This window comes from Deltaproteobacteria bacterium, assembly GCA_016875225.1.
In the GTDB taxonomy this organism is placed as follows: Bacteria; Myxococcota_A; UBA9160; order SZUA-336; family SZUA-336; genus VGRW01.
Genome location: VGRW01000053.1, coordinates 1 through 25,858 on the forward strand (window position 1 = coordinate 1; position 25,858 = coordinate 25,858).

The 25,858-nt window shown below is 70.6% G+C and carries 26 protein-coding genes; 8 read left to right on the forward strand and 18 right to left on the reverse strand.

From position 1 onward, the window contains the following. The first annotated feature begins 150 nt into the window (after window positions 1-150). Window positions 151-471, forward strand: coding sequence for a hypothetical protein (locus FJ108_12660; GenBank protein ID MBM4336742.1), 321 nt, complete (start codon window positions 151-153; stop codon window positions 469-471). 19 nt (window positions 472-490) lie between these two features. Further along, window positions 491-3,049: a serine/threonine protein kinase gene (locus tag FJ108_12665; GenBank protein ID MBM4336743.1), complete on the forward strand. Its 2,559-nt coding sequence runs from the start codon at window positions 491-493 to the stop codon at window positions 3,047-3,049. Between the two features lie 21 nt (window positions 3,050-3,070). Here the strand turns inward: FJ108_12665 and FJ108_12670 are convergent, their stop codons facing one another. From FJ108_12670 to FJ108_12735, 14 genes are read right to left on the reverse strand one after another with little or no spacing between them, the layout of a single operon-like run. Beyond that, entirely contained in the window at window positions 3,071-3,496 is a 426-nt protein-coding gene (locus FJ108_12670; GenBank protein ID MBM4336744.1) for a PaaI family thioesterase, read from the reverse strand. Continuing rightward, window positions 3,497-4,561, reverse strand: a complete 1,065-nt coding sequence (locus FJ108_12675) for an amidohydrolase family protein (GenBank protein MBM4336745.1) — start codon at window positions 4,559-4,561, stop codon at window positions 3,497-3,499. 41 nt (window positions 4,562-4,602) lie between these two features. Beyond that, window positions 4,603-5,526, reverse strand: a complete 924-nt coding sequence (locus FJ108_12680) for a cupin domain-containing protein (GenBank protein MBM4336746.1) — start codon at window positions 5,524-5,526, stop codon at window positions 4,603-4,605. Next, window positions 5,523-6,365: a hypothetical protein gene (locus tag FJ108_12685; GenBank protein ID MBM4336747.1), complete on the reverse strand. Its 843-nt coding sequence runs from the start codon at window positions 6,363-6,365 to the stop codon at window positions 5,523-5,525. The genes FJ108_12680 and FJ108_12685 overlap by 4 nt, the downstream gene beginning before the upstream one ends. A gap of 11 nt (window positions 6,366-6,376) precedes the next feature. Further along, window positions 6,377-7,123 (reverse strand): TlpA family protein disulfide reductase, encoded by a 747-nt coding sequence (locus FJ108_12690; protein ID MBM4336748.1) that lies wholly within the window; start codon window positions 7,121-7,123, stop codon window positions 6,377-6,379. Window positions 7,124-7,138: 15 nt separating this feature from the next. Beyond that, window positions 7,139-7,537: a redoxin domain-containing protein gene (locus FJ108_12695; protein ID MBM4336749.1), complete on the reverse strand. Its 399-nt coding sequence runs from the start codon at window positions 7,535-7,537 to the stop codon at window positions 7,139-7,141. 24 nt (window positions 7,538-7,561) lie between these two features. Next, window positions 7,562-8,308, reverse strand: coding sequence for a class I SAM-dependent methyltransferase (locus FJ108_12700; GenBank protein MBM4336750.1), 747 nt, complete (start codon window positions 8,306-8,308; stop codon window positions 7,562-7,564). A gap of 4 nt (window positions 8,309-8,312) precedes the next feature. Beyond that, window positions 8,313-8,666, reverse strand: a complete 354-nt coding sequence (locus FJ108_12705) for a DUF4180 domain-containing protein (protein MBM4336751.1) — start codon at window positions 8,664-8,666, stop codon at window positions 8,313-8,315. A 16-nt stretch (window positions 8,667-8,682) separates the two neighbouring features. Next, window positions 8,683-9,336, reverse strand: coding sequence for a glutathione S-transferase family protein (locus FJ108_12710; protein ID MBM4336752.1), 654 nt, complete (start codon window positions 9,334-9,336; stop codon window positions 8,683-8,685). A gap of 58 nt (window positions 9,337-9,394) precedes the next feature. Then, window positions 9,395-9,940, reverse strand: a complete 546-nt coding sequence (locus FJ108_12715; GenBank protein ID MBM4336753.1) for a hypothetical protein — start codon at window positions 9,938-9,940, stop codon at window positions 9,395-9,397. Between the two features lie 59 nt (window positions 9,941-9,999). Then, entirely contained in the window at window positions 10,000-10,980 is a 981-nt protein-coding gene (locus FJ108_12720; protein ID MBM4336754.1) for a quinone oxidoreductase, read from the reverse strand. A 9-nt stretch (window positions 10,981-10,989) separates the two neighbouring features. Then, window positions 10,990-11,394 carry an MAPEG family protein gene (locus FJ108_12725; GenBank protein MBM4336755.1) on the reverse strand — a complete coding sequence of 135 codons (405 nt, stop codon included), beginning with the start codon at window positions 11,392-11,394 and terminating at the stop codon, window positions 10,990-10,992. A 23-nt stretch (window positions 11,395-11,417) separates the two neighbouring features. Then, window positions 11,418-13,349 carry a hypothetical protein gene (locus FJ108_12730; protein ID MBM4336756.1) on the reverse strand — a complete coding sequence of 644 codons (1,932 nt, stop codon included), beginning with the start codon at window positions 13,347-13,349 and terminating at the stop codon, window positions 11,418-11,420. Window positions 13,350-13,360: 11 nt separating this feature from the next. Further along, on the reverse strand, window positions 13,361-14,296 hold the full coding sequence (locus FJ108_12735; GenBank protein ID MBM4336757.1) for a glycosyltransferase family 2 protein: 936 nt from the start codon (window positions 14,294-14,296) through the stop codon (window positions 13,361-13,363). Window positions 14,297-14,407: 111 nt separating this feature from the next. Here FJ108_12735 and mgtE point away from each other — a divergent pair, with 111 nt between their 5' ends. Genes mgtE through FJ108_12750 form a run of 3 tightly spaced genes read left to right on the forward strand, consistent with a single transcriptional unit; the run spans window position 14,408 to window position 17,741 of the window. Further along, on the forward strand, window positions 14,408-15,781 hold the full coding sequence (gene mgtE / locus FJ108_12740) for a magnesium transporter (protein MBM4336758.1): 1,374 nt from the start codon (window positions 14,408-14,410) through the stop codon (window positions 15,779-15,781). A 7-nt stretch (window positions 15,782-15,788) separates the two neighbouring features. Beyond that, window positions 15,789-16,676, forward strand: a complete 888-nt coding sequence (locus FJ108_12745) for a glutathione S-transferase family protein (GenBank protein MBM4336759.1) — start codon at window positions 15,789-15,791, stop codon at window positions 16,674-16,676. Window positions 16,677-16,712: 36 nt separating this feature from the next. Beyond that, a complete protein-coding gene (locus tag FJ108_12750; protein MBM4336760.1) occupies window positions 16,713-17,741 on the forward strand; it encodes an aldo/keto reductase in 1,029 nt (342 codons plus the stop codon). Here FJ108_12750 and FJ108_12755 read toward each other — a convergent pair. The 3 genes from FJ108_12755 to FJ108_12765 all read right to left on the reverse strand — a co-directional run bounded on the left by FJ108_12755 (window position 17,738) and on the right by FJ108_12765 (window position 20,808). Beyond that, on the reverse strand, window positions 17,738-18,367 hold the full coding sequence (locus tag FJ108_12755) for a hypothetical protein (GenBank protein MBM4336761.1): 630 nt from the start codon (window positions 18,365-18,367) through the stop codon (window positions 17,738-17,740). The genes FJ108_12750 and FJ108_12755 overlap by 4 nt on opposite strands. Window positions 18,368-18,445: 78 nt before the next feature. Beyond that, complete coding sequence (locus tag FJ108_12760) at window positions 18,446-20,458, reverse strand: hypothetical protein (GenBank protein ID MBM4336762.1); 2,013 nt, start codon at window positions 20,456-20,458, stop codon at window positions 18,446-18,448. Next, window positions 20,455-20,808, reverse strand: coding sequence for a hypothetical protein (locus tag FJ108_12765; GenBank protein ID MBM4336763.1), 354 nt, complete (start codon window positions 20,806-20,808; stop codon window positions 20,455-20,457). Before FJ108_12765 ends, FJ108_12760 begins: the two co-directional genes overlap by 4 nt. Before the next feature lie 107 nt (window positions 20,809-20,915). Between FJ108_12765 and FJ108_12770 the strand changes: the two genes are divergently transcribed. The 3 genes from FJ108_12770 to FJ108_12780 are packed head-to-tail and all read left to right on the forward strand — an operon-like array spanning window position 20,916 to window position 24,996. Beyond that, entirely contained in the window at window positions 20,916-22,412 is a 1,497-nt protein-coding gene (locus FJ108_12770; GenBank protein MBM4336764.1) for an arylsulfatase, read from the forward strand. A gap of 47 nt (window positions 22,413-22,459) precedes the next feature. Then, entirely contained in the window at window positions 22,460-23,803 is a 1,344-nt protein-coding gene (locus tag FJ108_12775; protein ID MBM4336765.1) for an amidohydrolase, read from the forward strand. A gap of 11 nt (window positions 23,804-23,814) precedes the next feature. Then, window positions 23,815-24,996 (forward strand): amidohydrolase family protein, encoded by a 1,182-nt coding sequence (locus FJ108_12780; GenBank protein MBM4336766.1) that lies wholly within the window; start codon window positions 23,815-23,817, stop codon window positions 24,994-24,996. A 177-nt stretch (window positions 24,997-25,173) separates the two neighbouring features. Here the strand turns inward: FJ108_12780 and FJ108_12785 are convergent, their stop codons facing one another. Then, window positions 25,174-25,689 (reverse strand): GNAT family N-acetyltransferase, encoded by a 516-nt coding sequence (locus tag FJ108_12785; GenBank protein ID MBM4336767.1) that lies wholly within the window; start codon window positions 25,687-25,689, stop codon window positions 25,174-25,176. Window positions 25,690-25,858 lie beyond the last annotated feature (169 nt).

The window sequence follows — 25,858 nt, forward strand, 5'->3', positions numbered from 1 at the left end:
TCAACGCCTGGCTGCAGAACTTCCGCCGCGTCGTCACCCGCTGGGAGTACAAAGCCCAGAACTACCGAGCATTCGTCCAACTCGCCTGTATCTGCATCATGCTGAGACAATTTTGAGACTGCCTCTAGGATCGTCCTCAAGCTGTGGTCGATGTTCGACGCTGGTCTGGAGAACGAGGCGTCCTACGGCCGCGAAGTCATTCTGAAGGCATTCAACCTCACCGAGCCTCACCTCAGAAAAAACCTCGACAAATGGCCTGACTCACCGAACGAAGATGACTGGGCGACGCTTGGGTGCGCCTTTCTCTGTGGCCGCAAGTGCAAAGAGCTGGCACGGGGTGGCGAAGTGACGCCAGATATTGTCGAGTCGGCTTGGAACACGATCAAAGCAGATACGATGGCCCTCATGGAGAGGCTCAAGCGGCGGTACCCCGACAAACCGATCAAGGGTGTCGGTCTCGGCTGCGGATAGGAGCTAGAATGCTCCTTGAATGAGGAGTTCGAACGGCGCGGCGAAGCGACGTGAATGGGTCGCCGCGGTCTGTGCGATCGCCGCCGTCCAGATCCTCTTCGGTCTTGCGGGGCTCGCGGCAGTTGCACTTGGCGCGGAGTGGCACAGGGCCACCTCGCTGCAGGACTGGCAGCGTGCCGTCGAGATCCTGGCGTTCAGCGCTCTGGCCGCGCATCTGCTGCTGGGCGCGAGGGGCGATGCGCGCATCCAGCATCTCGCCGCGCTCTGTTTGCTGATCGCGGTCTTCTTCGCGTACCCGCCGATCGTCGCGCTTGCGGCGGCGCTGCCTGCACCACTTGCGCGGGGCGTCCACGCGGTCCGGGCGGTCCCGATCGACGCATTCACGCCGGCGATCGCCTGGCTGTTCTTTCGCGACTTCCCGCGCGCTCTCGAGAGCCGTGGCAGCGCGAACGTGGTGCGAGCGGCGATCGCCGTGTCGGTGGTCGGGGCTCTGGGACTGATCGCCGCCAATCTCGTGCTCGCCGCTCGGAGCGATCTGACGTGGCTTGCGCGCTTCGACCGGTCGAACCCGGTCAGTCTCTACTGGGCGGCCGTATTCGCGCCGTTGCTGCCGGTGCCGGTGATGCTCGTCTGGCGCACCCGTCGGGCAGCTCCGGACGAGCGCCGCCGCGTCTCGCTCTTTGCCTGGGGCCTCGCGTTCTCCGTCGCGTTGCCCTTCGCCTACGCGCTCCTGCCCGCCGTCTCGAGGACGATCGAGGCATTCGCGCGCCGGCCCGCGGTCGAGGCAGTGCTACGGCCTCTCAACTTGATCTCGATGTTCGCGATCGCGGCCGTCACTGCGTACGCGGTGGTCGTGCAGCGCGTGCTCGAGGTCCGCACGATTCTTCGCAAGGCGGCTCAGTACGCGCTCGCGCGCGGAACCGTGGCCGCCGCAGTCGGTATCCCGTTCGCGCTGGTCCTGCTGAACGTCTACCGGGAGCGGAGCGCGACGGTCGAGAGCTTGTTCTCGGGAGCGCCCATGTTTCGCATCGGCGCGCTCCTCCTCGCCGGAATCGCCGCGCTGCGACTTCGTGTTCGGATCGTCGCAGCCATCGATCGGATCTTCTTCCGCGAGGCCTACGACGCCCAGCAGATCCTCGCCGACGTCGCGGAGCGCAGCCTCCGCGCAAGCTCGACCGGCGAGCTCGCCGAAGCGCTCACGCGGGAGATCGATCGCGCACTGCACCTCGAGTCGATCGGGCTGCTGGTCCGGGATCCGAGCTCGGGCGGACTCCAGCCGCTCGTCGGGCGCACGCGACGCCTCGAAAGTGCTTCTCGTCTGCCCGCGCTCCTGGCGGAGCAGCGCAGGCCGCTTCGCGTCGCGCTCGACCGTCCGGCGCCACCGCTCGATGGCCTCTCCGAGGAAGCACGAGTCTGGATCGCCGACGCCGGCGCCGAAGTGCTCGTTCCAATGGTGGGCTCCGATGGAGGGCTCACCGGGCTCCTCGCGCTTGGACCGAAGCAGAGTGAGCTGCGCTACTCACGCGAGGACCTTCGACTCCTCTCGGCGATCGGCGACGCGGCTGGATTGGCCCTCGAGAACCTGCGGCTTCGCGATTCGCTGTCCGCGCGGCGACCGGGAGCGAGTGAAGAGACCTCCGCCGGCGAGTGTCGCGGCTGCGGTCATGTGGCCGCGAGCAGCCGTGGGCCGTGCGCCGAGTGCGGGGACGAGCTCCGGGCCTCGCGGCTTCCGAAGACGCTCTTCGGGAAGGTTCGACTCGAAAGTCGGATAGGCGCCGGGGCCATGGGGGTCGTATACCTTGCGACGGACCTAGACCTCGAGAGACGCTTGGCCTTGAAGACGCTTCCCGAGACCAGCCCGGAGGACTCCGTTCGACTGCGCCGCGAGGCACGTGCGATGGCCTCCGTCCGCCACCCGAATCTCGCCCTGATCTTCGGTGTGGAGAGTTGGCACGGCACGCCCATCCTGCTGATGGAGTATCTCGCGGGCGGGACGCTGGCGGAGCGTATTTCCAGAGGGCCGCTCCCGATCCGGGACGCGCTCGCGATCGGAGCAGAGCTCTCCGGCGTGCTTGCGCGTTTGCATGATTCGGGGCTGCTTCACCGCGACGTGAAACCGAGCAACGTCGGATTCACCGACGACGGCATCCCGAAGCTTCTCGATTTCGGCTTGGCACGGATCGCGGGCGAGGCGAATCTCGCTTCCGCGCCGACGGGAGGAAGCGCCGACGATGCGACCGGGACTCAGAGCGGTTTCCTCGGGACGCCCCTCTACATGTCGCCCGAGGCGCTGAACGGCGGCCGCTCGGATCAGAGCTTCGATCTCTGGAGCCTCGCTGTCGTGGTCTTCGAGGCCATCGCCGGTCGTCACCCGTTCGAACACAGTACAGGGGCTGAGACACTTCAGGCCATTCGCAGCGCGCGCGCGATCGACCTGCGGCAGACTCGCCCGGACTGCTCGGATGCGGTCGTGGCGTTGTTCTCTCTCGCGCTCTCGCGTGACCGCGCACAGCGACCCAAGAGCGCGCGCGAGCTGGGGGAATGGTTCCTCGGTGCGCGCCACGAGTTGGCAGCGTAGCGGCGCTTGCCGCGGGGCGGCCTAGCTCGAGAGCTTGTAGGTCACGATCGCGAGCGCCACGTCCGCGCCCTTCGCGTCGCGTACGCTGACCTCGCCATTGCAGATCTCGCGGCCGCGCCGGCGCACTCGCGCGTCCGCGACCAAGTCGACGCCGCGGCCGGCCGAGAGCAACGAGAGCGAGAAGCCGATCGTCGTGCCGCGCGAGCCCGGCGCGAGCGCCGACTTCGCCCAGAACGCCGCCGTCGCGGCGGAGTCGACGAGCCCCGCGATCGCGCCGCCGTGCACGGTATCGCCGAGCGTGGTGAGCTCCTTGCGGTAGGGCAGTCGAACCACCACGCGGTCCGGCTCACAGGACTCGAGCACCAGACCGAGCAGCCGGCCGTAGGGAGAGTCCACGATCACCCTCTCGACGATCGCGACCGCGTTCGCGTCCAGTCCGGCCTTCATTCAGCGGTCCGCGAGCGCTCGCGCGACCTCGACCGCGTCGAGCTCGAGGTGGCGCCGGATCTTCCCGCGATCCGCATCGTCGAGCGCGTGGCCTGCGGCGAGCTTCGACAGGATTCCCACGTCGTAGAAGCGGATCGCGTTGGAGAGCACGAAGAACTCGTCGAGCAGGTCCGGGGTTCCCGCCGGCGAGGTGATGTCGCAGATGTTGTCGGAGCCGATGCGGACCTGCACGCCGGCCGCGAGCAGCTCGAGCACGCGCGCGATCGAGTTGCCCGTCGGAGTGCGCAGCGGACGCAGCTGCCGCATGCTGAGCGCGGCCGACGGGCAGCAGATCACGCCGATGTTCTTCGCGGCCAGCCGGCGGGCCATCTCGTCGAAGCGGCTCTCCTCGTAGCGCGACGGCGAGATCACGTGCAGCAGCCAGACCGTCGGCTCGCCCGCCGGATACGAGAGGCCCAGCTCGTCGATGATCGACAGAATCGTCTCGGTGCCGTTCTCGTCGGGATCGTTCTTCTGGTCCACGTGCACGTGGATCTGCTTGCCGAGCCGGTGCGCGAGCAGGAGCGTGCGTCGGCAGGCCTCCTCGTAGCCGATGTGGTCGGGGTACATTGCTCGGTCGTCGCGCTCGGGAAGCGCGCCGACCAGATCGGCCATCTCGCCTGCGCGCTCGATCAGCGTCCAGCGCTCCGGCTCGGCGTCGGTGAACCCGAGCGGTGTATACGCCCCGACGCGCAGATCCAGCCGCCCGCGCCGCTCCTCCTTGACGCGCAGGAACTCCTCGAGCGCGGAGAGCCCGACGCGGTCCGTCGTCACGTCGACCAGGTTGTCGGCGCGGGTCGTGCCCGCGCGCTCCATCCGGTCCAGGTAGTACTCGAGCCGCTTGCGCACGTTCTCGCGCTCGTACCCGGAGCTGGCGTGGATCAGCGGGATGATCCCGTGCTTCTTCGCGAGCGACAGGTGCGAGATCCCGTCGCTCGGGGCCTCGGCGAGCAGAAACTCGGTCTCGTCGAGCGTTCCGGAGCGGCACAGGTGCAGGTGCGCGTTCAGCAGCCCGCCGCGCCGCATGACCTCCTGACGCAGCTTCTGGAAGTACGGGGTGTCCAGATTCACTCTCCCTTGCGATTCGCGCGCAAACTCTGCCCCACCGGGACCAGCTTGCCGCGGACGCGGCGGACTCCGGCCTCCGGGTACACGATCACGTCGTCGGCGTCGCGCTGGCCGCCCATCAGGTAGACCAGCGGCTCGCTCGGCTCCATCCGGTGCGCGGGGCCGCCCGCAGGGTGCGCGACGAAGTCGCCGGGACCGACCTCGAAGCTCGAATCGCCTACGCGGGCGCGCGCGTGGCCTTCCAGGATGAAGACCCACTCGTCGGTCCGCTCGTGGCTGTGCAGCGCCGTCGAGCGGTCCCCCGCTTCGACGCGGGACCAGACCACGGCCTGCCGCACGAGTCCGGTCGGGGTCTCTAGCCGGCGCATCTTCCGCCGCGCGAGCGGATCGACGTCGTGCTGAAAGACCCGCGGCTCGAGGTCGTCGATGTGCAGACACTGCCCGGCGTCGCCCTGCTCGGGGGGCAGCACTTCGTCGGTGTCCACCACCTTTCCGCCGCCGAAGCGCCGCTTCGCGTCCGGGTAGTAGCCGTGGTCGTCCGCGCGGCGCTCGCCGCCCTCGAGCAGGAGCAGCGGCGCATCGCCCCGCGCGAGGAAGTGGTGCGGGCGAGGCCCCGGTGGAAAGCCGACGAAGCTCCCGGCGCGGACCGGCGCGCGAATCGGGCCGATCCGCACCTCTCCCGTTCCCGAGAGCACGTAGACCCACTCCTCCTCGACCACGTGCCAGTGGCGGTGGGTGCCGAAGAAGCCCGGCTGGACCTCGCGCAGGTTGACACCCATGCGTGTCAGACCGGTCGCGTCGCCGAGCCTGCGCACCATGGACCCGACGCCGTCCGCGATCGTGAAGCGCGGCCGCTTCTCGGCCGCCAGCTCCGCGACCGCGACGACGCAGCTCGGGCGCTCGGGCGTACCGCGGTCGCTCACAGCGACACTCCGAGCTCTCGGAGCAGATACTCGCGGACCGCCCGCTCGAGTGGCTCAGGCCACGAAACTCCGAGCTTCGAGGCGATCGGGCGGCCGTGCGCGAGCAGCGCGCGCCCGGCCGCGAGATGCGCTTCGACGAGCGCCTCGCGCGTCGCTTCGGGCCAGGGCAGCGACTCGAGCACCGCGTACTGCTCGGCCGAGAGCTTGTCGCGCCAGTGCTTCGCGCCGGTGGTCGGAAGCGGCGCGTTCGCCTCCAGGAAGAGCTCGGAGATTCGCCGGCGCAGATGGCCGAAGGCCTCCTGCGCGAGCAGCAGCTCCCCGCGCCCGAGCACCGCGGGCAGCAGCGCCAGATAGCGCAGCGGCTCCTCGATCGCGCTCGCGAGCTTCGCGCGATCCGGCCCGGACGCGGGCGCGGGCTTCGGGACGCGCGCATCGAGCCCGTCGCGATCGAAGACGACCTCGCGCGTTCGAAACGGACTCACGGCGAGAGCGCTCACGCGCTCGAGCACCACGTCGAGCCGCTCGCAGTCGGGCGTGAGCGAGTAGAGGCTCCCGCGCAGGAACGGAATCTCGCGCGCGAGCACGGTGGGCGTGATCTGCGCGAGCCAGCTCCGCCAGCTCGCCGCGAACGAATCGAATTCCGCGTCCGCCACCGCGACCAGCAGATCGAGATCGCTGAACGCGTCCGCGTCGCCGCGCGCGAGCGATCCCGAGACCCAGACGGCGCGCACCCGCGGATCCGCCGCGAGCACCGACGCAGCGCGCTCGAAGAGAGCCGCGTAGCCTCTCGGCAGCGCGTCGAGCGCAGCCGGGCGTCTCACCTGCGACTCGGTCCCCATGTCCTCCCGGCCTAGTCCTCCGGCATCCCCGGCATGTCGATCAGGTCGTAGTAGCGCTCGCCCGCCTCGGCGGTCTTCTGCACGGCGCCCCAGAACTCGGGCGTGGCGGCGAAGTTCCCGATCGCGGCGTCGTCGGCCAGGGCGATCTTCTGGCGGCGGAACGCCCAGTTCTCGGGCTGCGCGGCGACGGCCTCCTCGAGCCAGCGTTTCGACGCGTCGCGCTGGCCGTTTCGCCACAGCCACGCGCCGAGCGCGAAGCAGGCGTGACCGCGCGCGGCGGCGTCTCCGATCCCGCGCGCGCGTCGGGCGACCTCGGCGGGCGAGAGCGCGAAGCGGCTCTTCTCGCCGTTCTTCACCCAGTCGCGCACGGCGTCGAAGTAGGTCGAGCGCACCTGCGACGCGCGACGCGTGATCTCTTCGGGAATCGCGAACGTCTTCACGTCGATGTGCTTCACCACGTCGTACGAGCCCGCGGGCTCCGGCGGACGCACGATCCGCCCGCGCTCGTCGATCCAGACCGCGACCGGCACGTTCGTGATTCCGTACAGCTGCGCGACCACGTGCTGCTCGTCGCGGAGCAGCGGGTAGGTCGCGCGCGCGAGCTTCACGCCCGCGGGCAGGTTCCGCGCCAGCGGTCCCGCTTCGGCCGAACGCGCGAAGCTCCCCGCGGCGCGCTCGCCCGCGGTGTCGAGACTCACGCCGAGGATCACGAAGCCGTGACCCGAGAGCTCCTCGTAGATCGCCTGCCAGACCGGCAGGTCATGACGACAGCCTCACCACGAGGCCCAGGTCATGATCAGCACCTTCTTTCCGCGGTACTGAGACAGTGAGTGCTGCACGCCGTCGAAGTCGGGGAGAGTGAAGTCGGGCGCCTCGGCGCCCGCCAGCCGCGACCCCGGCTCCGGCCCGACCGAGACCACGCCGTGCGCCTCGTCGCAGACCACCGGGCGGCGAAGCTGCGCTGCGATCGCCGCGACGTTCACCCGCGAGCCGTCGACGAAGCGCGTTCTTGCCCCGGGCGGGATCGGCACGCAGAGCTCGCCCTGGCAGAAGCCCTGGGGCTCGAGGTGGAATCCCGTCGCCGCTTCGAGCTGATCGGCTGCAAGCCAGATCGCGTCGGCTCGCGCGGCGTCGATGCGGGTTTCTCGGCCATCGAAGAGAAGGGTCGGCATGCGCGCTCTCCGCGTTCTCGCCGGTCAGCCCTTCTCGAGAACGTAGGTCAGGTTGTTGTGCTTCCAGGGCAGGCGACCCAGCGAGAGGGCGCTCACCGCGATCGTGACGAGCCGGATCAGGCGCGCACGCGGTCGGCTCTCGACCACGTACGTGCCCAGGCCCCGCTCCTCGCGGATCGCGAAACGATTCCTCTCGCAGAACTCGCGAATTCCCTGCCTGCTTACGATGCGATCGTAATGCGTCGGGTACGGGCCGAAGCCTGGCTTACCGGCATTCTTCCGGCCGAGCACGACCCGGTGGTACAGGACGTGGAACCAGAACGGGGTCAGGTTCGTCAGGAACCCGAAGACCGTGTTGCGGTCGGGGATCTTGAGCAGGATCAGCCCGCCGGGCCTGAGCCAGCGCGAGAAGTTCTCGAGCACCCGCTCCGCGTTCTCGATGTGCTCGAGGACGAAGGAGTTGTAGATCACGTCGAAGCCGCCCGCGTCGAGCTGCAGATCCCGCAGATCGCCGACGATCGCCTCGTCGAGGTCCTTCGAGACGGTCTTGCGGTAGGACAGGGCCGCCTCGTCCAGGTCGACCCCCGTGAGCGTGTGCTCGATCCCGGACAGGTCGAGCAGCCAGCGCTGCCCGCAGCCGGCCTCGAGGATCTCGAGCTTCGTCTTTCCCTGCGCGGCCTTGCGCAGGTAGCGCTCGAGGAGCTCGTCCTCGTCCCGGTACGAGCGCAGGAGCTCGAGCTCGGGAAGGGCCGGGTCGTGCGCTGCGCTCATTCGCCTACTCCACCGCCAGCCAGGCTTCCGCGTCCGCACGCGCGTCGAAGACCCGGAACTGCCGCCCGTGTCTGGCTTCGGCAACGAACGCCGCGAACTTGTCGCCGCGCGCCGGGTCGGGGGCGATCACGGCTGCAAGGCGGATCCCGTAGTTCAGGAGCTTCTGGACGAACTCGCCGGCGAAGCGGGAGCGAAGCGCGAAGAACGCCTCGGGCAGGCCACTTGCCTCGACCAGCGCGCCCCGCGCGCCGTGCTCCATGCAGGCCGAGACCAGGTCGAGCGCGTCGTCGACACGCGTGATCGGCTCGGCACAGACGACGAAACGGGCGGCACCCTTCTCGACGACCCCGCACTTCATGGCCCGATCGGTACTTCTAGCGCGACGCGGCCGCAAGCGCGGGCCGGCTCGTGCAGCGCGTGAGCCAGGCGTCGAGCCGCGGCCACGCGCCGAGCCTCAAGAGCGCGAGCCGCGCCGTGACCAGCACCGAGGCCACGTTCAGGTCCGCCACGCCGAACCCGCCGCCCAGCAGGTGCTCGCGGTCCGCGAGCGCCTGGTCGAGCACGCCCAGCGGCCCCTCGAGCGCGGCGCGCGCGGCCTTCGCGTCCGGAGGCACGTGCCCCGGGTGCGTCTCCTTGAACTCCGCGCTCTCGGTCCACTCGCGCCACTTCGCGAACTGACTCCCGCCGCGCGCGAAGAGCACGGCGAAGAGGTGCGCCTCGCACTCGGTCATCACCCAGAACGACCACTGCACGGCGCGCGCGCGGTCCTCGAGTGACTCCGGGAAGAGCCTTCCCGCGCCGTAGCGCTCGGCCAGGTACAGGTTGATCGCCATCGACTCGAAGAGCCGCAGCTCCCCATCGACGAGCGCGGGCACGTGTCCGTTCGGGTTGATGCGCAAGAACTCTTGCGTGCGCGTGGCCCCGCTCGCGAAGTCGGTCTTCACGTGCTGGTACGGAACGCCGAGCTCCTCGAGCATCCAGAGCACGCGGAACGCGCGCGTCTCGCGGGTGCCATACACGGTGATCATGCTGCCCTCAATCGCCTCGCCGCCGCCACGATAGCGCGTGCGGCGCGGAAGCGGGCCCCTAGAGCAGCTCGCGCCCCTTCCAGGACACGTCCCAGAAGCAGTTCGCGGCGCCCTCGGCGCGGCAGCGCGTGTGGCGGACCTTCACGTCTTCGAAGCCCATCATCGCCATGCGCTCGGCCTGGTAGCCGGTGAACGTCTCGCAGAGCTCGCGCGCGGGCGAGGCGAAGCGCGCGAACTCGAGCAGCGCGTGGCCGGGCTCGCGCTCCAGCACCTTCAGCTCGCCGCTGTCGTACATCGACGCCAGAAGCGTGAACGACGCCTGGCGCGAGGTCGCCTTCTTCAGGCGGCTGTAGGTTCCCGACATGTGCTCGCGCGCGGCGCTGCGGCCCATCTCCTCGTAGACGTTCGGATTGCCCGAGGCGAGCAGCTTGCCCACGGTGCGCAGGAGCGCCAGGTAGTCGTCGAGCGGGTACCAGGACGCGACCACGATCCGCTCGTCCAGATAGTGCGCGAGCTTCGCGGGCAGCAGCGCCGCCGCGCGCTCGCGGTTGCCGCGCAGGACCTTCACCAACCCGACCACCACGGTGCCCTTTGCGTTCGCCATCGCCTTCGCATGTCGGCAGCCCGGGTGCGGGGATTGAGCGGAAGGACGCCCGCGGGCGCTCAGACCTCGAGCAGGAGCTTTCCGGTCGTGGCGCGGCTCTCGAGCGCGCGGTGCGCGTCGGCGGCGCGCTCGAGTGGGAAGCGCGCTCCGATCCGGATCCGCAGCGATCCCGCGCGTATGGCGTCGAGCACCGCGTTCGCGCGCAGCAGGAGCTCCTGTCGCGTCGCGGTGTAGTGCGCGAGCGACGGACGCGTCACGAAGAGCGATCCCAGGTCATTGAGCTTTCGCAGCTCGAACGGCTCGACCGGGCCGCTCGACTGGCCGAACAGCACGCAGAGCCCGCGCGGGCGCAGGCAGGCGAGGCTCTTCTCGAACGTGGTGCGGCCGACCGAGTCGTAGACGACGTGCACGCCTTCGCCACCGGTCAGGCGCCGCACCTCGGGCGCGAAATCGATCTGGTCGTAGCGGATCACGTGCTCCGCGCCGGCCTCGCGAACCAGCGCGGCCTTCTCGTCGGTCGAGCAGGTGCCGATCACGTGCGCGCCCGCTCGCGCGAGAAGCTGCACGAGCAGGAGCCCCGCGCCGCCCGCGGCCGCGTGCACGAGTGCGGTGTCGCCCGGGCGGGTCTCGCGCGTTCCGTACACCAGATAGTGTGCGGTCATGCCCTGCAGCATCGCGGCCGCGGCGACGTCGAGCTCGACGCCGTCCGGCACGCGGACCAGGCGCTGCGCGGGCGCGCAGACGTGCTCCGCGTACGAGTCGGGAACGCTCGACCACGCCACGCGGTCGCCCGGCGCCAGATCCGTCACGCCCGGGCCGAGCGCCTCGACCGTGCCCGCGCCCTCGAGCCCCGCCACGAACGGCGCGGGCCTCGGGTACAGCCCGGTGCGGAAGTACACGTCGATGTAGTTCACGCCTGCGGCGGCGACGCGCACGCGGACCTGCCCCTGGCCGGGCCGCGGAACCTCGCGCTGCTCGAGCTGCAGGACCTCGGGGCCGCCGGCCCGGGACACGACCACCGCGCGCGATCGCTCGCCCATCGGATTCGCCTAGCCCAGCAGCCGGACGATCCAGGTCGCGACGATCGCGAGCTGGACCAGGAAGAGCGACGCGCGCGCCAGGACCATCGCGGGCGCGGTCGAGGCGAGGTGCACGAGTGACTGACCCAGGCGCGCGAAGAGCAGCGGCATCGCCAGACCGTCGGTCACGTCGGCCCGTCCGCTCACCGCCGCCGACAGGATCACGGCGCCCGCGACGGGCAGGAACTCGACGCAGTTCAGGTGCGCGCGCGTGAGTCGGCGGCCGAACCCTTCCAGGTCCGCGCCGTCGGCGGCAAACGTGTTCAGCGCCTTGCCGGTTCGCGCGGTCGTCAGCATGCGAACTCCGGCGAGTGAGAGCACCAGAAGCATGGTCCAAGCGGCGAAGCCGCACAGAGCGACGAGCGATGGCGTCATGTATCGATCCTCCGCGCGGAAGTCTAGCGCCTTCGGTACACCCAGAGCCGCTGTTCGGGACGCGCGATCACGAGATCGTTTCGCGCCAGGAAGTCGCGGTCGACCGGCTCCGAGCGCAGCAGCAGGTAACGGACCCCGAGCGTCCCCCAGAGCTCGCTCTTCGGGTCGATCGCGATCGTGTATGCGTCGGCGTGGCGGAGCTCGAACGAGACCTGCGCGCCGGGGCGTTCGATCAAGCTCACGTTCGCATAGCGGTTGTACACCGATTCGGCGCGTCGGTCCGGGTCGAGCGCGCGCAGCTCCGCCAGCGGCGGCACGATCTTCGTGCCGTTTGCGACCTGCGCGCCAGCGGCCTTCAGCCAGTTCGCGAGCGCGTACCCGGAGTACGCGGCCCAGCGCGCGTCGGGCTCGCGCGCGACGATCTCCGAGACCTGCCGGAATGCGGCGGAGTCGAGGATCGGCCCCAGCCCGACCACCACCGGGTTCACGAGCGCGTGGCTCCAGATCGCGGGCACGAGCACGAACGCCGCGAACGAGATGCGCCGCCGCGCGAGCAGCAGCAGGCCCGAGGCGGCGGCGACGAGGCACGCCAGCGCGATCCAGGCCAGCGGAAACACGCCCTCGGAAACGCGCGCGAAATCCCGGCCGAGCAGGGCCAGCAGCCCGAGCCCCGCGCTCGCGAGCGCGATCCGCCCGCCGAGCGAGCGCGGCAGGTCGGAGCGGGACCGGGCCAGGAACACGCAGCAGAGCAGGATGCTGCCCAGGCCGAGCCCGAGCACCGGGCGCGTCCCCTGCGAGAAGCCGAAGCCGGTCGCGATGGCCAGTGCGCGAGGCCCGCCGATCGCCATCCACGCGAGCGTGACCAGGAGATAGGCGCAGAGACTCCACTCGATCGCGCTCACCGGCTCGCGCCGAGTCACTCGCAGGGCGAGCGCGGAGAGCGGGATCGGAAACAGCAGCAGGAAGCCGCTCGCCTCGCACACGTTCTGCCACGCCTTCGGGAAGCTCTGCTCGGACATGAGCGCGGCGAAGAAGCCGCCGAAGACCTGCGTGAGCGAGACGTCGCCGCCGAGCGATCGCCGCGCGCCCGGGTAGACCGTGCCGAGCATCAGGTCGACCGTCGCGCGGACGTCGCCGACGTACAGCGCGAGCAGGAGCGCGATCGCGGCGATCGCGAGCCCCGCGCAGCCGGCGCGGAACGGCAGGTCGCCCGATTGCGGCTTCGCGAGCAGACGCGGCGCGAGCGAGCCGGCCAGGACCGCGAGCGAGAGCTGCGCGATCGGCACCTGGAACGGCGGGTAGATCGCGAGCGCCGCGTTCACGGCGCAGAGCACGATCAATGGCGCCGACGCAGCCATGACCCAGCGCTTCGGCGAAAGCGCGAGATGATGCGCGGCCACGATCCCCCACGCCGCGCAGCCGATCAGCTCGGGGAGCATGGCGGGCGTCGAGTACCACCACTGCACGAATCCCGAGAAGAACACCCAGGCCGTCCCCAACACCGAGACGCCGAAGTCGTTCTCCGTGAGCAGCAGCAGCAGCAGGAACACGCCCGAGAGCAGCAGGAGCGCCTTCGCATTCCAGTAGAACGCGAAGCCGCGCTCGACGTCGAGCGCGAACAGCCCGAGAAACTGCGGGCGCAGCAGCATCGACCAGTGCCGCGCCGGCAGGCTCGCGATCAGCGGCACGCGTTCCGGGCCCCAGCTCGGATTCTCGATCGGGAACGCCGGCCGCGAGTTCACCTGACCGAGCATCGCCAGCGTCGTGATGCTCCACTCGTCGGAGCGGATCAGCCTCGGCTGGCCTGCGAGCAGGCTCGAATCCGGTCCGGGCTCGAGCAGGATCGGCCTCCAGATCCCGATCGAAGATCCGTGCACCTTGAAGCCGGTGGCGAGCGCGAAGACCGCGACGAGTCCGGCGAGAAAGGCGCAGGCCCTGCGGTCGAGGCGAATCACGCTCCGCTCGCCTACCGCGGTGAGTCCTGGATCTCGGCGAGGATCGCCTGCAGCACGAGCTGGAAGCCCACGATGAACGGCAGCACGCTCAGCATCACCGTGCCCGTCGTCGCCACGCGGCCGAGCGCGATCGAGCGGATCCACGTGGTCGCGCCGAACGCCGTGCCCCAGATCAGCAGCATCGAGCCCAGCACCCAGAACACCGCCACCGGCGAGAATTCGCGCAGCACGTGTCGCTCGTAGATCCGGTACCAGAATCCCCTCGAGAGGTAGAGCGGAAAGGTCAGCAGCACGCGGCGCAGGCTCATCATCGAGCGCTCGTCGCCGTAGCGCGCGGGGATGGCCACGTCCTTCACGCGCGCTCGGAACACGTTCAGGTGGATCAGCATGTCGCTCTCGAAGAAGTAGCGCCGCGCGAGCTTGTCCAGCGGCAGCCTGCGCAGCATGGCCGCGTCGATCGCTAGGAAGCCGTTCACCGGGTCGAACACGTGCCAGTAGCCCGAGGCCAGCTTCACCAGGAAGGTCAGGATGAAGCTCCCGACCAGGCGCACCTTCGGCATCTCGCGCAGCGCGTCCTCGCAGAGGAAGCGATTGCCCTTCGCGTAGGCGTAGCCATCGGCCGCGATCGGATCGAGCAGCGCGGGCAGGGCGGCCGGGTCCATCTGCCCGTCGCCGTCCATCTTGACCACGATCTCCGCGCCGCGTTCGAGCGCGAGCCGGAACCCGGTGCACATCGCCGCGCCCACGCCCTGATTGCGATCGTGCCGCAGCAGCGTGAGGCGAGCGTCGGACAGGCCCGCGACGATCTGCGCGGTCTGGTCGATCGAGGCGTCCTCGACCACGACGATCTCGTCCACGAAGTCGGGGATCCCCTTCACCACGCCGGCGATCTGCGGCGCGACGTTGTAAGCGGGGATCACCACCGCCACTCGCCGTCCTCGGTACATCGCGACCCCCAAAACGATTCCCGGCAGGATCCCACGCTTCTCGCGCAGGTTCTAGCCCGGCGCGCTCGACCCGAACACCGGCGACGGTATCGTTGCCCGCGGAGGCTGCGCATGGCCGAGGATCTGGCACGAAATCCCTGGGACGAGCTGGTAGAGATCCTGGAGTCCCGGGACGCCGATCGACTGCACGAGTTCCTCGAGCAGATCGGCCCCGCGGAGACGGCGCGCGCGATCTCGCGCCTGGAGCCCGAGTACCAGAGCCGGCTGCTCCTGCTGCTCGAGCCCGCCGACGCGGCGGACCTGATCGAGGACATCCCGGACGTCCAGGCGGTCGACCTGATCGAGGACCTCGAGCCGGCGCGGGCAGCGGCCATCGTCGACGAGATGGACAGCGACCGGCAGGCGGACCTGCTCTCCGAGCTCTCCGATGCCGGCGCCGAGGCGATCCTGCAGGAGATGACGCCCGCCGAGGCCGACGACGCGCGCGAGCTGATGGCGCACGCGGGCGACACGGCGGGCGGGATCATGATCAAGGAGTATCTCGCCTACGCCCGCGGGCAGCGTGTCTCGGCCGTGCTGGCCGATCTCTCGGCCAACCGCGAGAAATACACGAGCTACGACGTGCAGTACATCTTCGTGATCGACGAGAGAGGGAGGCTCGTCGGCGTGCTGCGCATGCGCGATCTGCTCTTCGCCGAGCGCGGCTCCGCGCTGGAGCAGGTGATGATCCGCGAGCCGCTCACGCTCTCCGTAACCGCGCCGGTCGGCGAGGTCGTCGAGTTCTTCGACAAGCACAGGCTCTACGGCGTGCCGGTCGTCGATGACGAGAAGCGGCTGGTCGGGGTGGTCCTGCCCGAGGACGTCGAAGAGGCCACGCGCGAGCAGAGCGACCGCGCGTTCCTGCGCGTGACCGGCATCGTCGGCGGCGAGGAGATCCGCACGCTGCCGCTGCTGCTCCGCTCGCGGCGCAGGCTCTCCTGGCTGGTGATCAACATCGCGCTGAACGTCGTGGCCGCGAGCGTGATCGCGCTGTACCAGGACACCCTCTCGGCGGTGATCGCGCTGGCGGTGTTCCTGCCCATCATCAGCGACATGAGCGGCTGCGCGGGAAACCAAGCGATCGCCGTGAGCGTACGCGAGCTATCGCTCGGGCTGGTGCGGCCCGAGGAGTTCCGGCACGTGTTCCTGAAGGAGAGCGGCCTGGGGCTGTTGAACGGACTGTGCCTGGGCCTGCTGCTGGGCGCGGTGGCCGCGCTCTGGCAGGGGAACCCCTGGCTCGGCCTGGTCGTGGGCGGAGCGCTCGCCGCGAACAGCCTGGTCTCCGTCTGCCTCGGCGGATTCCTGCCGCTTGCGCTGAAGCGCGCGGGCCTCGATCCCGCTCTCGTGTCCGGGCCGCTGCTCACGACCGTGACCGACATGTGCGGCTTCTTCCTCGTGTTGGGCTCGGCGACGCTGCTGCTGCCGAAGCTCACGGGTGCGGGCTGAGACGCGAATGGAGTGGGAGCTCTACCACAACTCGTTCTCGCTCTGCTCCAAGAAGGTGCGCGTCTGCATGGCGGAGCTCGGTCTCGAGTACCTGAGCCACCCGATCGATCTGATCGAGACCGGCCGATACCAGAACGTGAGTCGCGCGTTCCTGGCGGTGAATCCCGCCGGCACGGTGCCGGTGCTGGTGCACCGCGGTCGCACCGTCTACGAGTCACACGAGCAGATCGTCTACGCCGCGGCGCATGCCGGCGAGCGCGGCCACACCCTCTTGCCCGAGGATCCCGAGACGCGCGCGCTGGTCCAGACCTGGGTCGACTGCGCCTCGCTCGTCGGCGACGACCCGACGCACGGCACGGAGCTGCGGGCGGGTCACTGCGTTCCGGGACTCACCGTGCCGATCTTCGCGGCCATGGTGCGCTACATCCCGTACCGGAAGATCCTGTTCGGCCTGCTCTTCCACCCGCACAAGCAGCGGCCGCTGGTCTTCGCGACGCTGAAGGCGCGCGGCATCCACCGGTTGCCCGGGCTCGCGCCCGCGATGGCGCTGCTCGCGCGAAGCCGCGAGCACATGGGCGGCCACCTCGACGCGCTCGGCGCGCAGCTCTCGCGCAGCGGCGGGCCGTGGATCGCGGGCGCCGACTTCACGCTCGCCGACGTGAGCTGGGTGGTGATCCTCGACCGGCTGGCCGAGGTCGACTGGGGCGAGCACTTCTGGGGCGGAGGCCGCCGCCCGGCCGTCGCCGCGTACTGGCAGCGCCTGCGCGCGCGCCCGAGCTTCGCGCTCGCGATCGAGAGCCAGCGCTGTGAGAACACGAGCAAGGGAATCGCGGATGTAAAGCGCGCCAAGCGAGACGACCCCGCGCTCCGCGCCGCGCTCGAGGGCTCGGGCTGAGACGGCGGCGCCGGGCGCGCGTATCATCGCCGCATGTTGAAGGCGATCCAACTCGGCAGGAACAGCGGGCTTCGCGTCTCTCGGCTCTGTCTGGGCACGATGAACTTCGGCACGCCCGGCCGCGGGCACCAGGGCGACTGGACGCTCGGCATCGACGACGCGCGGCCGATCTTCCGCGCGGCGATCGAGCAGGGCCTGTTCTACTTCGACTGCGCCGACTTCTACGGGATCGGGGCGTGCGAGGAGCTGGTGGGCCGACTGCTGCGAGAGCTGGCTCCGCGCGACGAGTACGTGCTGGCCACGAAGATCTCGATGCCGATGGGGCGCGGCGCGAACCAGGGCGGCCTCTCTCGCAAGCACGTGATCGAGGCGGTCGATCGCAGCCTCGCGCGGCTCGGCCTGGACTACGTCGACCACCTGGTGATCCACCGCCATCCGCACGGCTTGCCGGGACAGGCGCAGCCGCCGATCGAGGAGTCACTCGAGGCGCTGCACGACGTGGTGAAGGCGGGCAAGGCGCTGTACCTGGGCGCGTCGTCGATGTTCGCCTGGCAGTTCACCGAGCTGCAGCTCACCGCCGAGATGAACGGCTGGACGCGCTTCATCTCGATGCAGAACCACTACAACCTTGTCTACCGCGAGGAGGAGCGCGAGATGAACCCGTACTGCGCGAAGTCCGGCGTCGGGCTCACGCCCTGGTCTCCGCTCGCGCGCGGGATTCTCGCCGGCTCCTACCGCGGCGGCTTCGAGCGCGGCTCGACCGACCGCTCGAAGGGCGGCGACCGCATGCGCACCCAGAGCCTCTACACGGGAGCGCGCACCTTCGAGATCGCCGATCGCGTGGTGAAGCTGGCCGAGAAGTACGGGCGCACGCCGGCGCAGATCTCGCTCGCCTGGCTGCTCGGAAAGCCCGAGGTCCACGCGCCGGTCGTCGGCGTGTCGCGCGTCGAGCAGCTCGAGCAGCTGGTGGCCGCGACCGAGATCTCGCTCGACGCGGCCGACGTCGCCCATCTAGAAGAGCTCTACCAGCCGGTTCCGAACCTGCTCTCGCTCGGCTTCTCCTAGCCGCGCGCTCGCGCGCCTGTGATCTCGAGCAGCGCGGCGACACCGAAGAGGATCAGTCCGAGCAGAAGCCGCGGGTCGCCGAGGAACAGCCGTGTCTCGATCGGAAACGCGATCGTCTTGGTGAGCGCCGCCATCTTGAACTCGTGGCGCCCGAGCGTCTCGGGAATCGTGACGATCTCCATCAGGCTGCGCCGGCTCCGGTAGCGCATCAGCGCCGCGGCGTCCCAGGACTCCGCGCCCTCGATTCCGGCGACGTCCATCGCGGTGTGGACCGCGTCGCCGATCGTCACCGGGTGGCACGCGCGCATGAAGAGCTGCGGGTACATGTGCTCCATGTAGCGGTCCATCAGCTGCCAGCCCGACTCCCCTGGCTCGGCTCCCGGCACGTCCGGCGGGTCTTCGTTCATGTCGATCAGGTTCACCATCAGGAACTGCCGGCCCGAATCCGTCTCCATGAAGCGGCGGATCTTCGCCAGCCCCTCGGGCCCCGCGCCGTTCGCTTCGAGCTTGGCGAGAACGCTGGCGATCTCGTCCGGCCGGAGCGGCCCACCGAAATCGGTGTACCAGAACACGAACGACGCGTAGAGCAGCGCTGGGATTCCCCAGACCCAGACCCGTCGGCGCATCGAGTGGCTCCCGCGAGATTCGCTTCGCGCAGGTCTAGCACGAATCGACGGGGCGTCGCGCGCGGAGCGGGGTCGCGACTAGCCGCGTCGCGAGCCCCACCCGCCGCCGTCGCCTCGGCCGTCCTGGCCCTGGCTCGAGCCGCCCTTCTCGCCGCGCGGCGCGGTGGGCTCGCGCTCCTGCGTGCGTTCGCGCCGCGAGCTGCCGCGCGGGGATTCCTGCCGGGGCTGCCGCGCTGGCTCGGCCGCGCGCTCGCGCCGCTCGGTCCGAGGACGCGCGCGCTCACGGGTGTTCTCGCGCGCCCGCGGCGCGGCCTGCGCGCGCGGCTTCGGCGCGGACGGAGCCGCCGAGGACTCACGCCGCCGATTGCCGTTGCCGCGCGGCGCTTCCGACACCGAGCTGCGTCGCTCGCGCGTCTGCGTGCGCTCTCGCGTCACGTCGCGGCTTCGCGCCCGGGTCGAGCTGGGCGGCGCCGGCGCGCGCTCGCGCGTGCGCTCCCGTTTCGCGGGCTCCGGGCGCGCAGCGGGCGCGCGCCGCTCGGTCCGCTCGTTCCGATCGCTGCGCTCCGCGCGCGCCATCCGCGTGGGCGGCGCGGCCGGCGCGGCGCGCATGCGCCGCTCGTTCCCGCTGCGCTCGACCTGCGCCTCGCGCTTCGCGCGCGCCTCGCCGCGAGGCGCGCCGATGTTCTCGCGCGTCACGGTGCGCCGCTCGCGGATCTCCCGCGACGGCCGCGTGCCGCGCGGCTCCGAGGCGATGCGCGCCTTTCGGTCGGGGCGCACGCCCAGGTCGCGGCCGTGCACGGGCGCGAGCTTCGCGGAGTCGAAGCGCGCGATCCGCGCCTCCTTCACGCTGCCGCGGCCGAAGCGGCCGCGCTCCACCGCCACCGCCGCGCCGTGCCGGCCCCAGTGCTCGTGGTGCTTGATGTGCCGCGCGTCGATGTGCACGTGATTGTGGATCACGACGTTGTTCACCACGCGCGGGCCGCCCCAGCCGGTCCAGCGCGGCGCGCCGCGGCAGCCGCGCGGCCCCCACCACGGGACGACCGGCTCGCCCCAGCCCAGCGCCACCCAGCCGAGATACGGCGTACCGAAGCTCACACTCACCGAGACACTCGGGCTCGAGTAGAACGCCACTAGCGCGGGCGAGTAGTACGCGCGCACCACGCGCGGACCCGGCGCCCAGCCCCAGTAGCCGCCGACCCGGACCCAGCGACCGTAGTGGAACGGCGCCCAGCCCCAGGGCGCATCGTCGATCCAGGTCCAGCCGTAGTACGGGTCGTCGATCCAGCGGCCCGCGCTGTACGGCGCCCAGCCGACCGCCACGCGCGGCACCCAGACCGAGCCATACGCGGGCACGGTCCGCCACGCGCCGTAGTCGTCGAGATCGCCGGCGCCGTAGACGCCCGCGGGCACGTAGCGCGCGCTCTGCGGCGCGTTCTGCCGGTCGCTGCGCGAGTAGTTCCAGCGGTCCCAGTCGTCGAGCGACGGCGCGCCGTAGCTCGCGAGCACCGGCTCGTCCGTGCCGCGGACCTCGAGTTGCTCGTTCGCGGCCACCGAGCTCGGCAGGCCGCCCTTGGTCTGCACGACGGCCTGGCCGCCGCGCCGCGTGGTGAACTTCGTGGCGTCGTCCGCGACCTCGATCCGGTAGTAGCCCGGCCGCTCGATCGTGAACGCCGCGTTCGGCGTGTCGATCTCGAAGGTCTGGCCGGACCCGAGCTCGCGAACGTCGAGCGCTGCGGTTCCGTTCAGGACCTCGAGCTTCAGGTAGTCGGGCTCGAGCGACCCGAGCGCGAGCTGTGTGGCCTCGCCCGCGCGCATGAAGGCGCGCGCGCCGATCTGCAGCTCCAGGTTCGCGCCGGCGCCGGTCGAGAGCTCGTCGCCCTCGGCGAGCGGAGTGTTGACGCGCGCGGCGGTCCAGTCCTCGTCGCCGGGGCGCCAGTACGAGACCTCGCCGTCGGTAAACGCCAGGCGCGGAGGCGTGCGCTCGAAGCCGAGCGCGGAGCTCTGGTCGTCCTCGGCGGCCGCGGGATGCGCGGCGAGCGCAAGCGCGATCAGAAGCGCGAGAGAGACCCTGCGATCGAGCGAGTCAGTCATCGGTGTCCATCCTTGCTTCCCTCGCGGTCCTCGACGCCGCCCTCGTACCCGAAGGTGAGCGCGCGGCCGAAGACCTCGAGCGGAACGACGATCCCGTAGTACAAGCCGTACCGGATCGTGAGACCAGCGACGTAGAAGGGCGCGTACACGACGCGGAGCGCGACCGGGATCGGCCGCGGCGGCGGGAGCGGCACGGGCTCGACGTAGACCACCGCGGGAGCGGGCGCGTACACGACCTGGGGCGGGCCCGGATGCCAGTCCGGCGGGGGCGGCGGGCCCGCGATCGCCGTCGTCGACCCGGCCAGCCCGAGCGCCAGAACCGCGAGAGCCCCACGCAGCTTCACAGCCACCTCGCGAGCCAAGTGGCTCGCCGACACTTTGAACCCGACCGCTAGGAAGCGGTTGCGGAGTGAGCCCGCTCACCGGCCTTTCGGTACCCTGCCGCCTCCGGGGGTCCATGAAGCTCGTATTCGCCCTGCTTGCCCTTCTTACTGCCGCCTGCGGTACCCCCTCTGGCGCGCCGTCCGCGCCCGCGCCGCCGCGCCCGAACATCGTCCTGATCCTGGCCGACGACCTTGGCTACTCGGACACGAGCCCCTACGGCGGCGAGATCCGCACCCCCAACCTGCAGCGGCTCGCGGACGAGGGCCTGCGCTTCACGCAGTTCTACGACAACGCGAAGTGCACGACGACGCGCGCGTCGCTGCTCTCGGGCATGTACCCGCGCGGCCGCGGCGACTCGATCCCGCGCGCGTTTCCGACCCTGGCCGAGTCCCTGCGCGCCGCGGGCTATCAGACGGGAATGACGGGGAAGTGGCACCTGGGCGGGAAGGGCGGCGCGCGGCCCAACGAGCGCGGCTTCGACGAGTACTACGGACTGCTCGGCGGCGCGGGGAACTACTTCGACCCGACCCGGCCCGATCCCGGCTTCAAGGGCGGCCGTATGCGCGCGTTCGCGCACAACGAGACGCCGATCGAATCGTTCCCGCCCGACTTCTACGCGACCGACGCCTACGCCGCGCACGCGGTCGAGACGATCGAGCGCTTCGCGCGCGACGGCCGGCCGTTCTTCGTCTACCTGGCCTTCACCGCGCCGCACTACCCGCTGCAGGCCCCGCCCGAGGACATCGCGCGCTACCGCGGCCGCTACGCGCGTGGCTGGGACGAGCTGCGCCGCGAGCGGCAATCGCGGCAGCTCGCGCTCGGCCTGCTCGACCCGCGCTGGGCGCTCGCTCCCACCGACCCGCAGAGCTACGCGTGGGCTGACGCGAACCAGGAGTGGGAAGACCTGCGCATGGCGACCTACGCCGCGATGGTGGACCGGATGGATCAGGGCATCGGCCGCGTGCTCGCGACGCTCGACGCGCTCGGAATCGCCGACGACACCGTGGTCGTGTTCCTGTCCGACAACGGCGGCTCGCCCGAGGAGCCGGGCGGACGCGATCCGACCGCGCAGCCCGGCCTCGTCGACACGTACACCTCCGTCGGGCCGGCCTGGGGCTCGGCGCAGAACACGCCGTTTCGCCGCTACAAGAGCTGGGTCGACGAGGGGGGGATCAGCACGCCGTTCATCGTGCGCTGGCCCGGGCGCGTGGCGCCGAACGCGAAGACGGGCCAGATCGGCCACGTGATCGACGTCGCGCCCACGCTGCTCGAGCTCGCAAGGGCGGAGTCGCCCGCGAATCTCGAAGGCCGAAGCCTTGCGCCGCTCTTGCGCGGCGGAACGGTCGAGCCGCCCGCGGAGCTGTTCTGGCGGTGGTCGCGAAACCGCGCCGTGCGCCGCGGCAAGTGGAAGCTCGTCTGGGACAGCGAGAGAGAGCCGCTCGCGTGGCGGCTCTACGACATGGAGGCCGACCGCACCGAGCTTCGCGATCTGGCGGCAGAGCAGCCCGAGCTCGTGCGCTCGCTCGCCGAGTCCCACTCGCGCTGGCTCGAAGAGACCGGCCGGAACTAGGAAGGGCGCGCCTCGTTCCGCGCGCGCTCGGCGCTAGAATCGCGCCGATGCTCCGGGGGGTGACGGCACTTCTGGTCTTCGCGGTCGCGGCGCTCGGCTGCGGCGGTCTTGCGTCGCTGAAGAGCGAGTCGGTCCCCGCCGCCGCGAGCCGCGCGCCGGTCGAGCCGGCGCCCGCGGCTGCGCCGATCCTGCTTCGCGGTGCGACGATCATGACCGCGGCCGGCCCCACGATCGAACGCGGCGACGTGCTGGTGCGGGACGGCCGGATCGCCGCGGTCGGCGCGGAGCTTGCCGCGTCTGCGGGAGTCGAGGCGATCGACGTCGCCGGGCGCTGGATCACGCCGGGGATCATCGACCCGCACTCGCACCTGGGCGTGTACTCGATGCCCGCGACCACCTCGAACGCAGACGGGAACGAGATGACCGGGCCGTTCAAGCCCGACATCCAGGCCGAGCACTCGTTCTGGCCGCAGGACCCCGCGATCGAGCGCGCGCTAGCCGGCGGCGTGACTTCGATCCACGTTCTGCCCGGCTCGGCGAATCTGGTCGGCGGGCAGGGCGTGACGCTGCGACTCGTGCCCGCGCTCTCGGCGCGCGAGATGCGCATGCCCGGCGCGCCCACGACGATGAAGCTCGCCTGCGGCGAGAACCCGATGCGTCTGTACGGCCAGGCCAAGGGCGCGGAGCCGCAGACGCGAATGGCCGAGGTCGCGCTGCTGCGCCAGAAGCTCGAGAACGCGCGCGCCTACCGCGTCGAGGCCGGCAAGCCGCGCGACTTCGCGAGCGACGCGTTGGCGAAGCTGCTCGCCGGCGAGATCCTGGCGCAGAACCACTGCTACCGCGCGGACGAGATGCTGGTGCGGCTCGACCTGTTCGCCGAGTTCGGCACCGCGCCGCGCGCGTTCCACCACGCGGTCGAGGCGTACAAGATCCGGGACCGGCTCGCGCAGGCGGGGGTGGGCGCGGTGGTCTGGGCGGACTGGGCGGGCCTGAAGATGGAACTCGTCGACGCGGTGCCCGCGAACGCCGCGCTGCTCGACGAGGCGGGCGTGCGCGTCGCGCTGCACTCCGACTCGCCCTACGACATCCAGCGCCTGAACCAGGAGGCCGCCAAGGCGATGGCCGCGGGAAGTCGCGCGGGAATCGCGGTGTCGCGCGAGGCCGCGCTGCGCTGGATCACCGCGAACCCCGCCTGGATCCTCGGCGTCGACGCGCGCGTCGGCACGCTCGAGCCGGGCAAGGACGCGGACCTGGTGGTCTGGTCGGGTGATCCGTTCTCGGTGTATACCCGCGCGGAGCAGGTCTACATCGAGGGCCGGCGCGTGTACGAGCGCGCGAACCCCGGCCCGCCGCGCTCCGACTTCGAGCTCGGCCTGCGGGGTGCGAAGTGAAGGCGCTCGCGATGGCGATAGCGCTGGTCGGCGCCACCGTCCACACCGGCCAGGGCCCGCCGCTCGAGAACGCGACGATCGTTATCGACGGCGCGCGCGTGCACGCCGTGGGCGCAAAGCTGCGCCCGCCCGACGGCGCGACCGTGATCGACGTGTCGGGAATGGTGATCACGCCCGGGCTCGTCGCGGTGGGCACGCGCCTGGGCACGCTCGACGTCGAGCTCGAGTCCGCGAGCGTCGAGGCCACGCTTCCCCCGTCGGCCGACCCGGTTCGCGCGGCGCTGCGCGCGGCCGACACTTGGAACCCCGCCTCGCTCACCGTGCCGATCGCGCGCGCGGGCGGAATCACGTCGGCCCTCGTCATGCCCGAAGGCGGGCAGATCTCGGGCCAGGCCGCCTGGGTCGACCTGGCCGAGAAGGAGTGGCTGCGCCGCGGCTCGGCAGCACTCCGCGTCGAGATCGGCGCGCCGCTCGCCGCCACCGGCCCGCCGCCCGCGGGCGCGCGCGCCGCCTCGTTCCTGCGCCTGCGCGAGTCACTCGCCGACGCGCGCCTGTACCGCGGCAACCGCGGCCCCTTCCTCACCAACAAGCTGCGCGCTCTCTCGATCTCGGCCGCCGACCTCGACGTGCTCGACCGCGCGCTCGCCCGCGACCTGATCGTCGCGGTCGAAGTCGACCGCGCCTCCGACATCCTCACCGTGATCGAGCTCGCGAACGAGTACGCGCTGCGCGTGGTGATCGTCGGCGGCGCCGAGGCGTGGCTCGTCGCGGGAGAGCTCGCGCGCGCCGAAATCCCAGTCGCGCTCGACGCCTTCGCCGACCTGCCCTCGAGCTTCAGCGCGCTGCGCAGTCGGCCCGACTCCGCGGCGCTGCTGCACTCTGCGGGCGTGCGCGTGATCCTCGCCGACCTCGGCAGCCCCCACTTCGCGCACCGCCTGCGCCAGTCGGCGGGAAACGCGGTCGCCGCCGGCCTGCCCTACGACGCGGCGCTCGCGTCGATCACGCGCGTGCCCGCCGCGGTCTTCGGCATTGCCGACACCGGGACGATCCGCGCCGGCGCGGTCGCGAACCTGGTGGTCTGGAACGGCGACCCGCTCGAAGTCACCACCTGGGCCGAGCGGATGTGGATCCGCGGTCAGGAAGTCCCGCTCGAGACGCGGCAGGATCTGCTGACGCGGCGGTACCGGCAGTAGTACCGAGAACGCGGAAGTGATCAATGCGTAGAAGCACCGCGAGACGAGCTCGACGTCACGTACTACTGGACGCAAGCAAGCTCGATCAAAGCGCGGGACTCAACCGAACGAGCCTCCGGGGAACCCGCGGGCGATTCACTGCGGCCCGCGCCCCAAGCTGACACACGGCGCCGACCGTCAGCTCCTACACCTTGTTCGGCCGCCCCGTGCATCCTTCTCGGGTGGTCGGCGGAGCATGGTAACGGAGTCTCCGTGCTCCTCATGCTCGCGAAATCCACAGCGCTGATAGAGCCGGATCACCGGATTCTTACGGTGCACGCTCAGAGAGACGCTCCAGCCGCGCTCGTCCGTATTGCCGAGAAGTGCTTGAAGCATGACCGTGCCGACTCCGCGTCCACGATGCGCGGGGCGAACGGCCATGCTGAGCTCGGGGATGTCGTTGGCAACGAATCCATAGCCCCGATGACTGCCTGCCCACCGGCGGAGCCAGGCAGAACCGATGTCACTACCAGTAGAGTCACTCGCCAGTACCCCGAGGTCACCGTCGCGTCCCCAGCCAACGACGAATCGCGCGACTGCCGGCTCCTGAAGCACATCCAACGGGAACGGTTCCTGGCCTTCCGGTACATAGAGCGCCAAGTACAGATACCCGCGCAAGAGCTCGCCGTCTTTGGGCGTCAGGAGCCGAATCATCGCTCATCGACCTCCCGGGTCACCGTTGCAGGTCGGCCATACTAGAGGCAGTCTCAAAATTGTCTCAGCATGATGCAGATACAGGCGAGTTGGACGAATGCTCGGTAGTTCTGGGCTTTGTACTCCCAGCGGGTGACGACGCGGCGGAAGTTCTGCAGCCAGGCGTTGA

Bases quoted from the DNA above. Each gene is read 5' to 3' on its own strand.
- FJ108_12745 (MBM4336759.1), top strand. From the start codon at position 15,789: ATGGAGTGGGAGCTCTACCACAACTCGTTCTCGCTCTGCTCCAAGAAG.
- FJ108_12660 (MBM4336742.1), top strand. From the start codon at position 151: ATGTTCGACGCTGGTCTGGAGAACGAGGCGTCCTACGGCCGCGAAGTC.
- FJ108_12770 (MBM4336764.1), top strand. From the start codon at position 20,916: ATGAAGCTCGTATTCGCCCTGCTTGCCCTTCTTACTGCCGCCTGCGGT.
- FJ108_12710 (MBM4336752.1), bottom strand. From the start codon at position 9,336: ATGATCACCGTGTATGGCACCCGCGAGACGCGCGCGTTCCGCGTGCTC.
- FJ108_12700 (MBM4336750.1), bottom strand. From the start codon at position 8,308: ATGAGCGCAGCGCACGACCCGGCCCTTCCCGAGCTCGAGCTCCTGCGC.
- FJ108_12705 (MBM4336751.1), bottom strand. From the start codon at position 8,666: ATGAAGTGCGGGGTCGTCGAGAAGGGTGCCGCCCGTTTCGTCGTCTGT.
- FJ108_12715 (MBM4336753.1), bottom strand. From the start codon at position 9,940: ATGGCGAACGCAAAGGGCACCGTGGTGGTCGGGTTGGTGAAGGTCCTG.
- FJ108_12665 (MBM4336743.1), top strand. From the start codon at position 491: ATGAGGAGTTCGAACGGCGCGGCGAAGCGACGTGAATGGGTCGCCGCG.
- FJ108_12725 (MBM4336755.1), bottom strand. From the start codon at position 11,394: ATGACGCCATCGCTCGTCGCTCTGTGCGGCTTCGCCGCTTGGACCATG.
- FJ108_12755 (MBM4336761.1), bottom strand. From the start codon at position 18,367: ATGCGCCGACGGGTCTGGGTCTGGGGAATCCCAGCGCTGCTCTACGCG.
- FJ108_12685 (MBM4336747.1), bottom strand. From the start codon at position 6,365: ATGGGGACCGAGTCGCAGGTGAGACGCCCGGCTGCGCTCGACGCGCTG.
- mgtE (MBM4336758.1), top strand. From the start codon at position 14,408: ATGGCCGAGGATCTGGCACGAAATCCCTGGGACGAGCTGGTAGAGATC.
- FJ108_12675 (MBM4336745.1), bottom strand. From the start codon at position 4,561: ATGCGGCGCGGCGGGCTGCTGAACGCGCACCTGCACCTGTGCCGCTCC.
- FJ108_12670 (MBM4336744.1), bottom strand. From the start codon at position 3,496: ATGAAGGCCGGACTGGACGCGAACGCGGTCGCGATCGTCGAGAGGGTG.
- FJ108_12760 (MBM4336762.1), bottom strand. From the start codon at position 20,458: ATGACTGACTCGCTCGATCGCAGGGTCTCTCTCGCGCTTCTGATCGCG.
- FJ108_12735 (MBM4336757.1), bottom strand. From the start codon at position 14,296: ATGTACCGAGGACGGCGAGTGGCGGTGGTGATCCCCGCTTACAACGTC.
- FJ108_12785 (MBM4336767.1), bottom strand. From the start codon at position 25,689: ATGATTCGGCTCCTGACGCCCAAAGACGGCGAGCTCTTGCGCGGGTAT.
- FJ108_12775 (MBM4336765.1), top strand. From the start codon at position 22,460: ATGCTCCGGGGGGTGACGGCACTTCTGGTCTTCGCGGTCGCGGCGCTC.
- FJ108_12695 (MBM4336749.1), bottom strand. From the start codon at position 7,537: ATGCCGACCCTTCTCTTCGATGGCCGAGAAACCCGCATCGACGCCGCG.
- FJ108_12780 (MBM4336766.1), top strand. From the start codon at position 23,815: ATGGCGATAGCGCTGGTCGGCGCCACCGTCCACACCGGCCAGGGCCCG.
- FJ108_12720 (MBM4336754.1), bottom strand. From the start codon at position 10,980: ATGGGCGAGCGATCGCGCGCGGTGGTCGTGTCCCGGGCCGGCGGCCCC.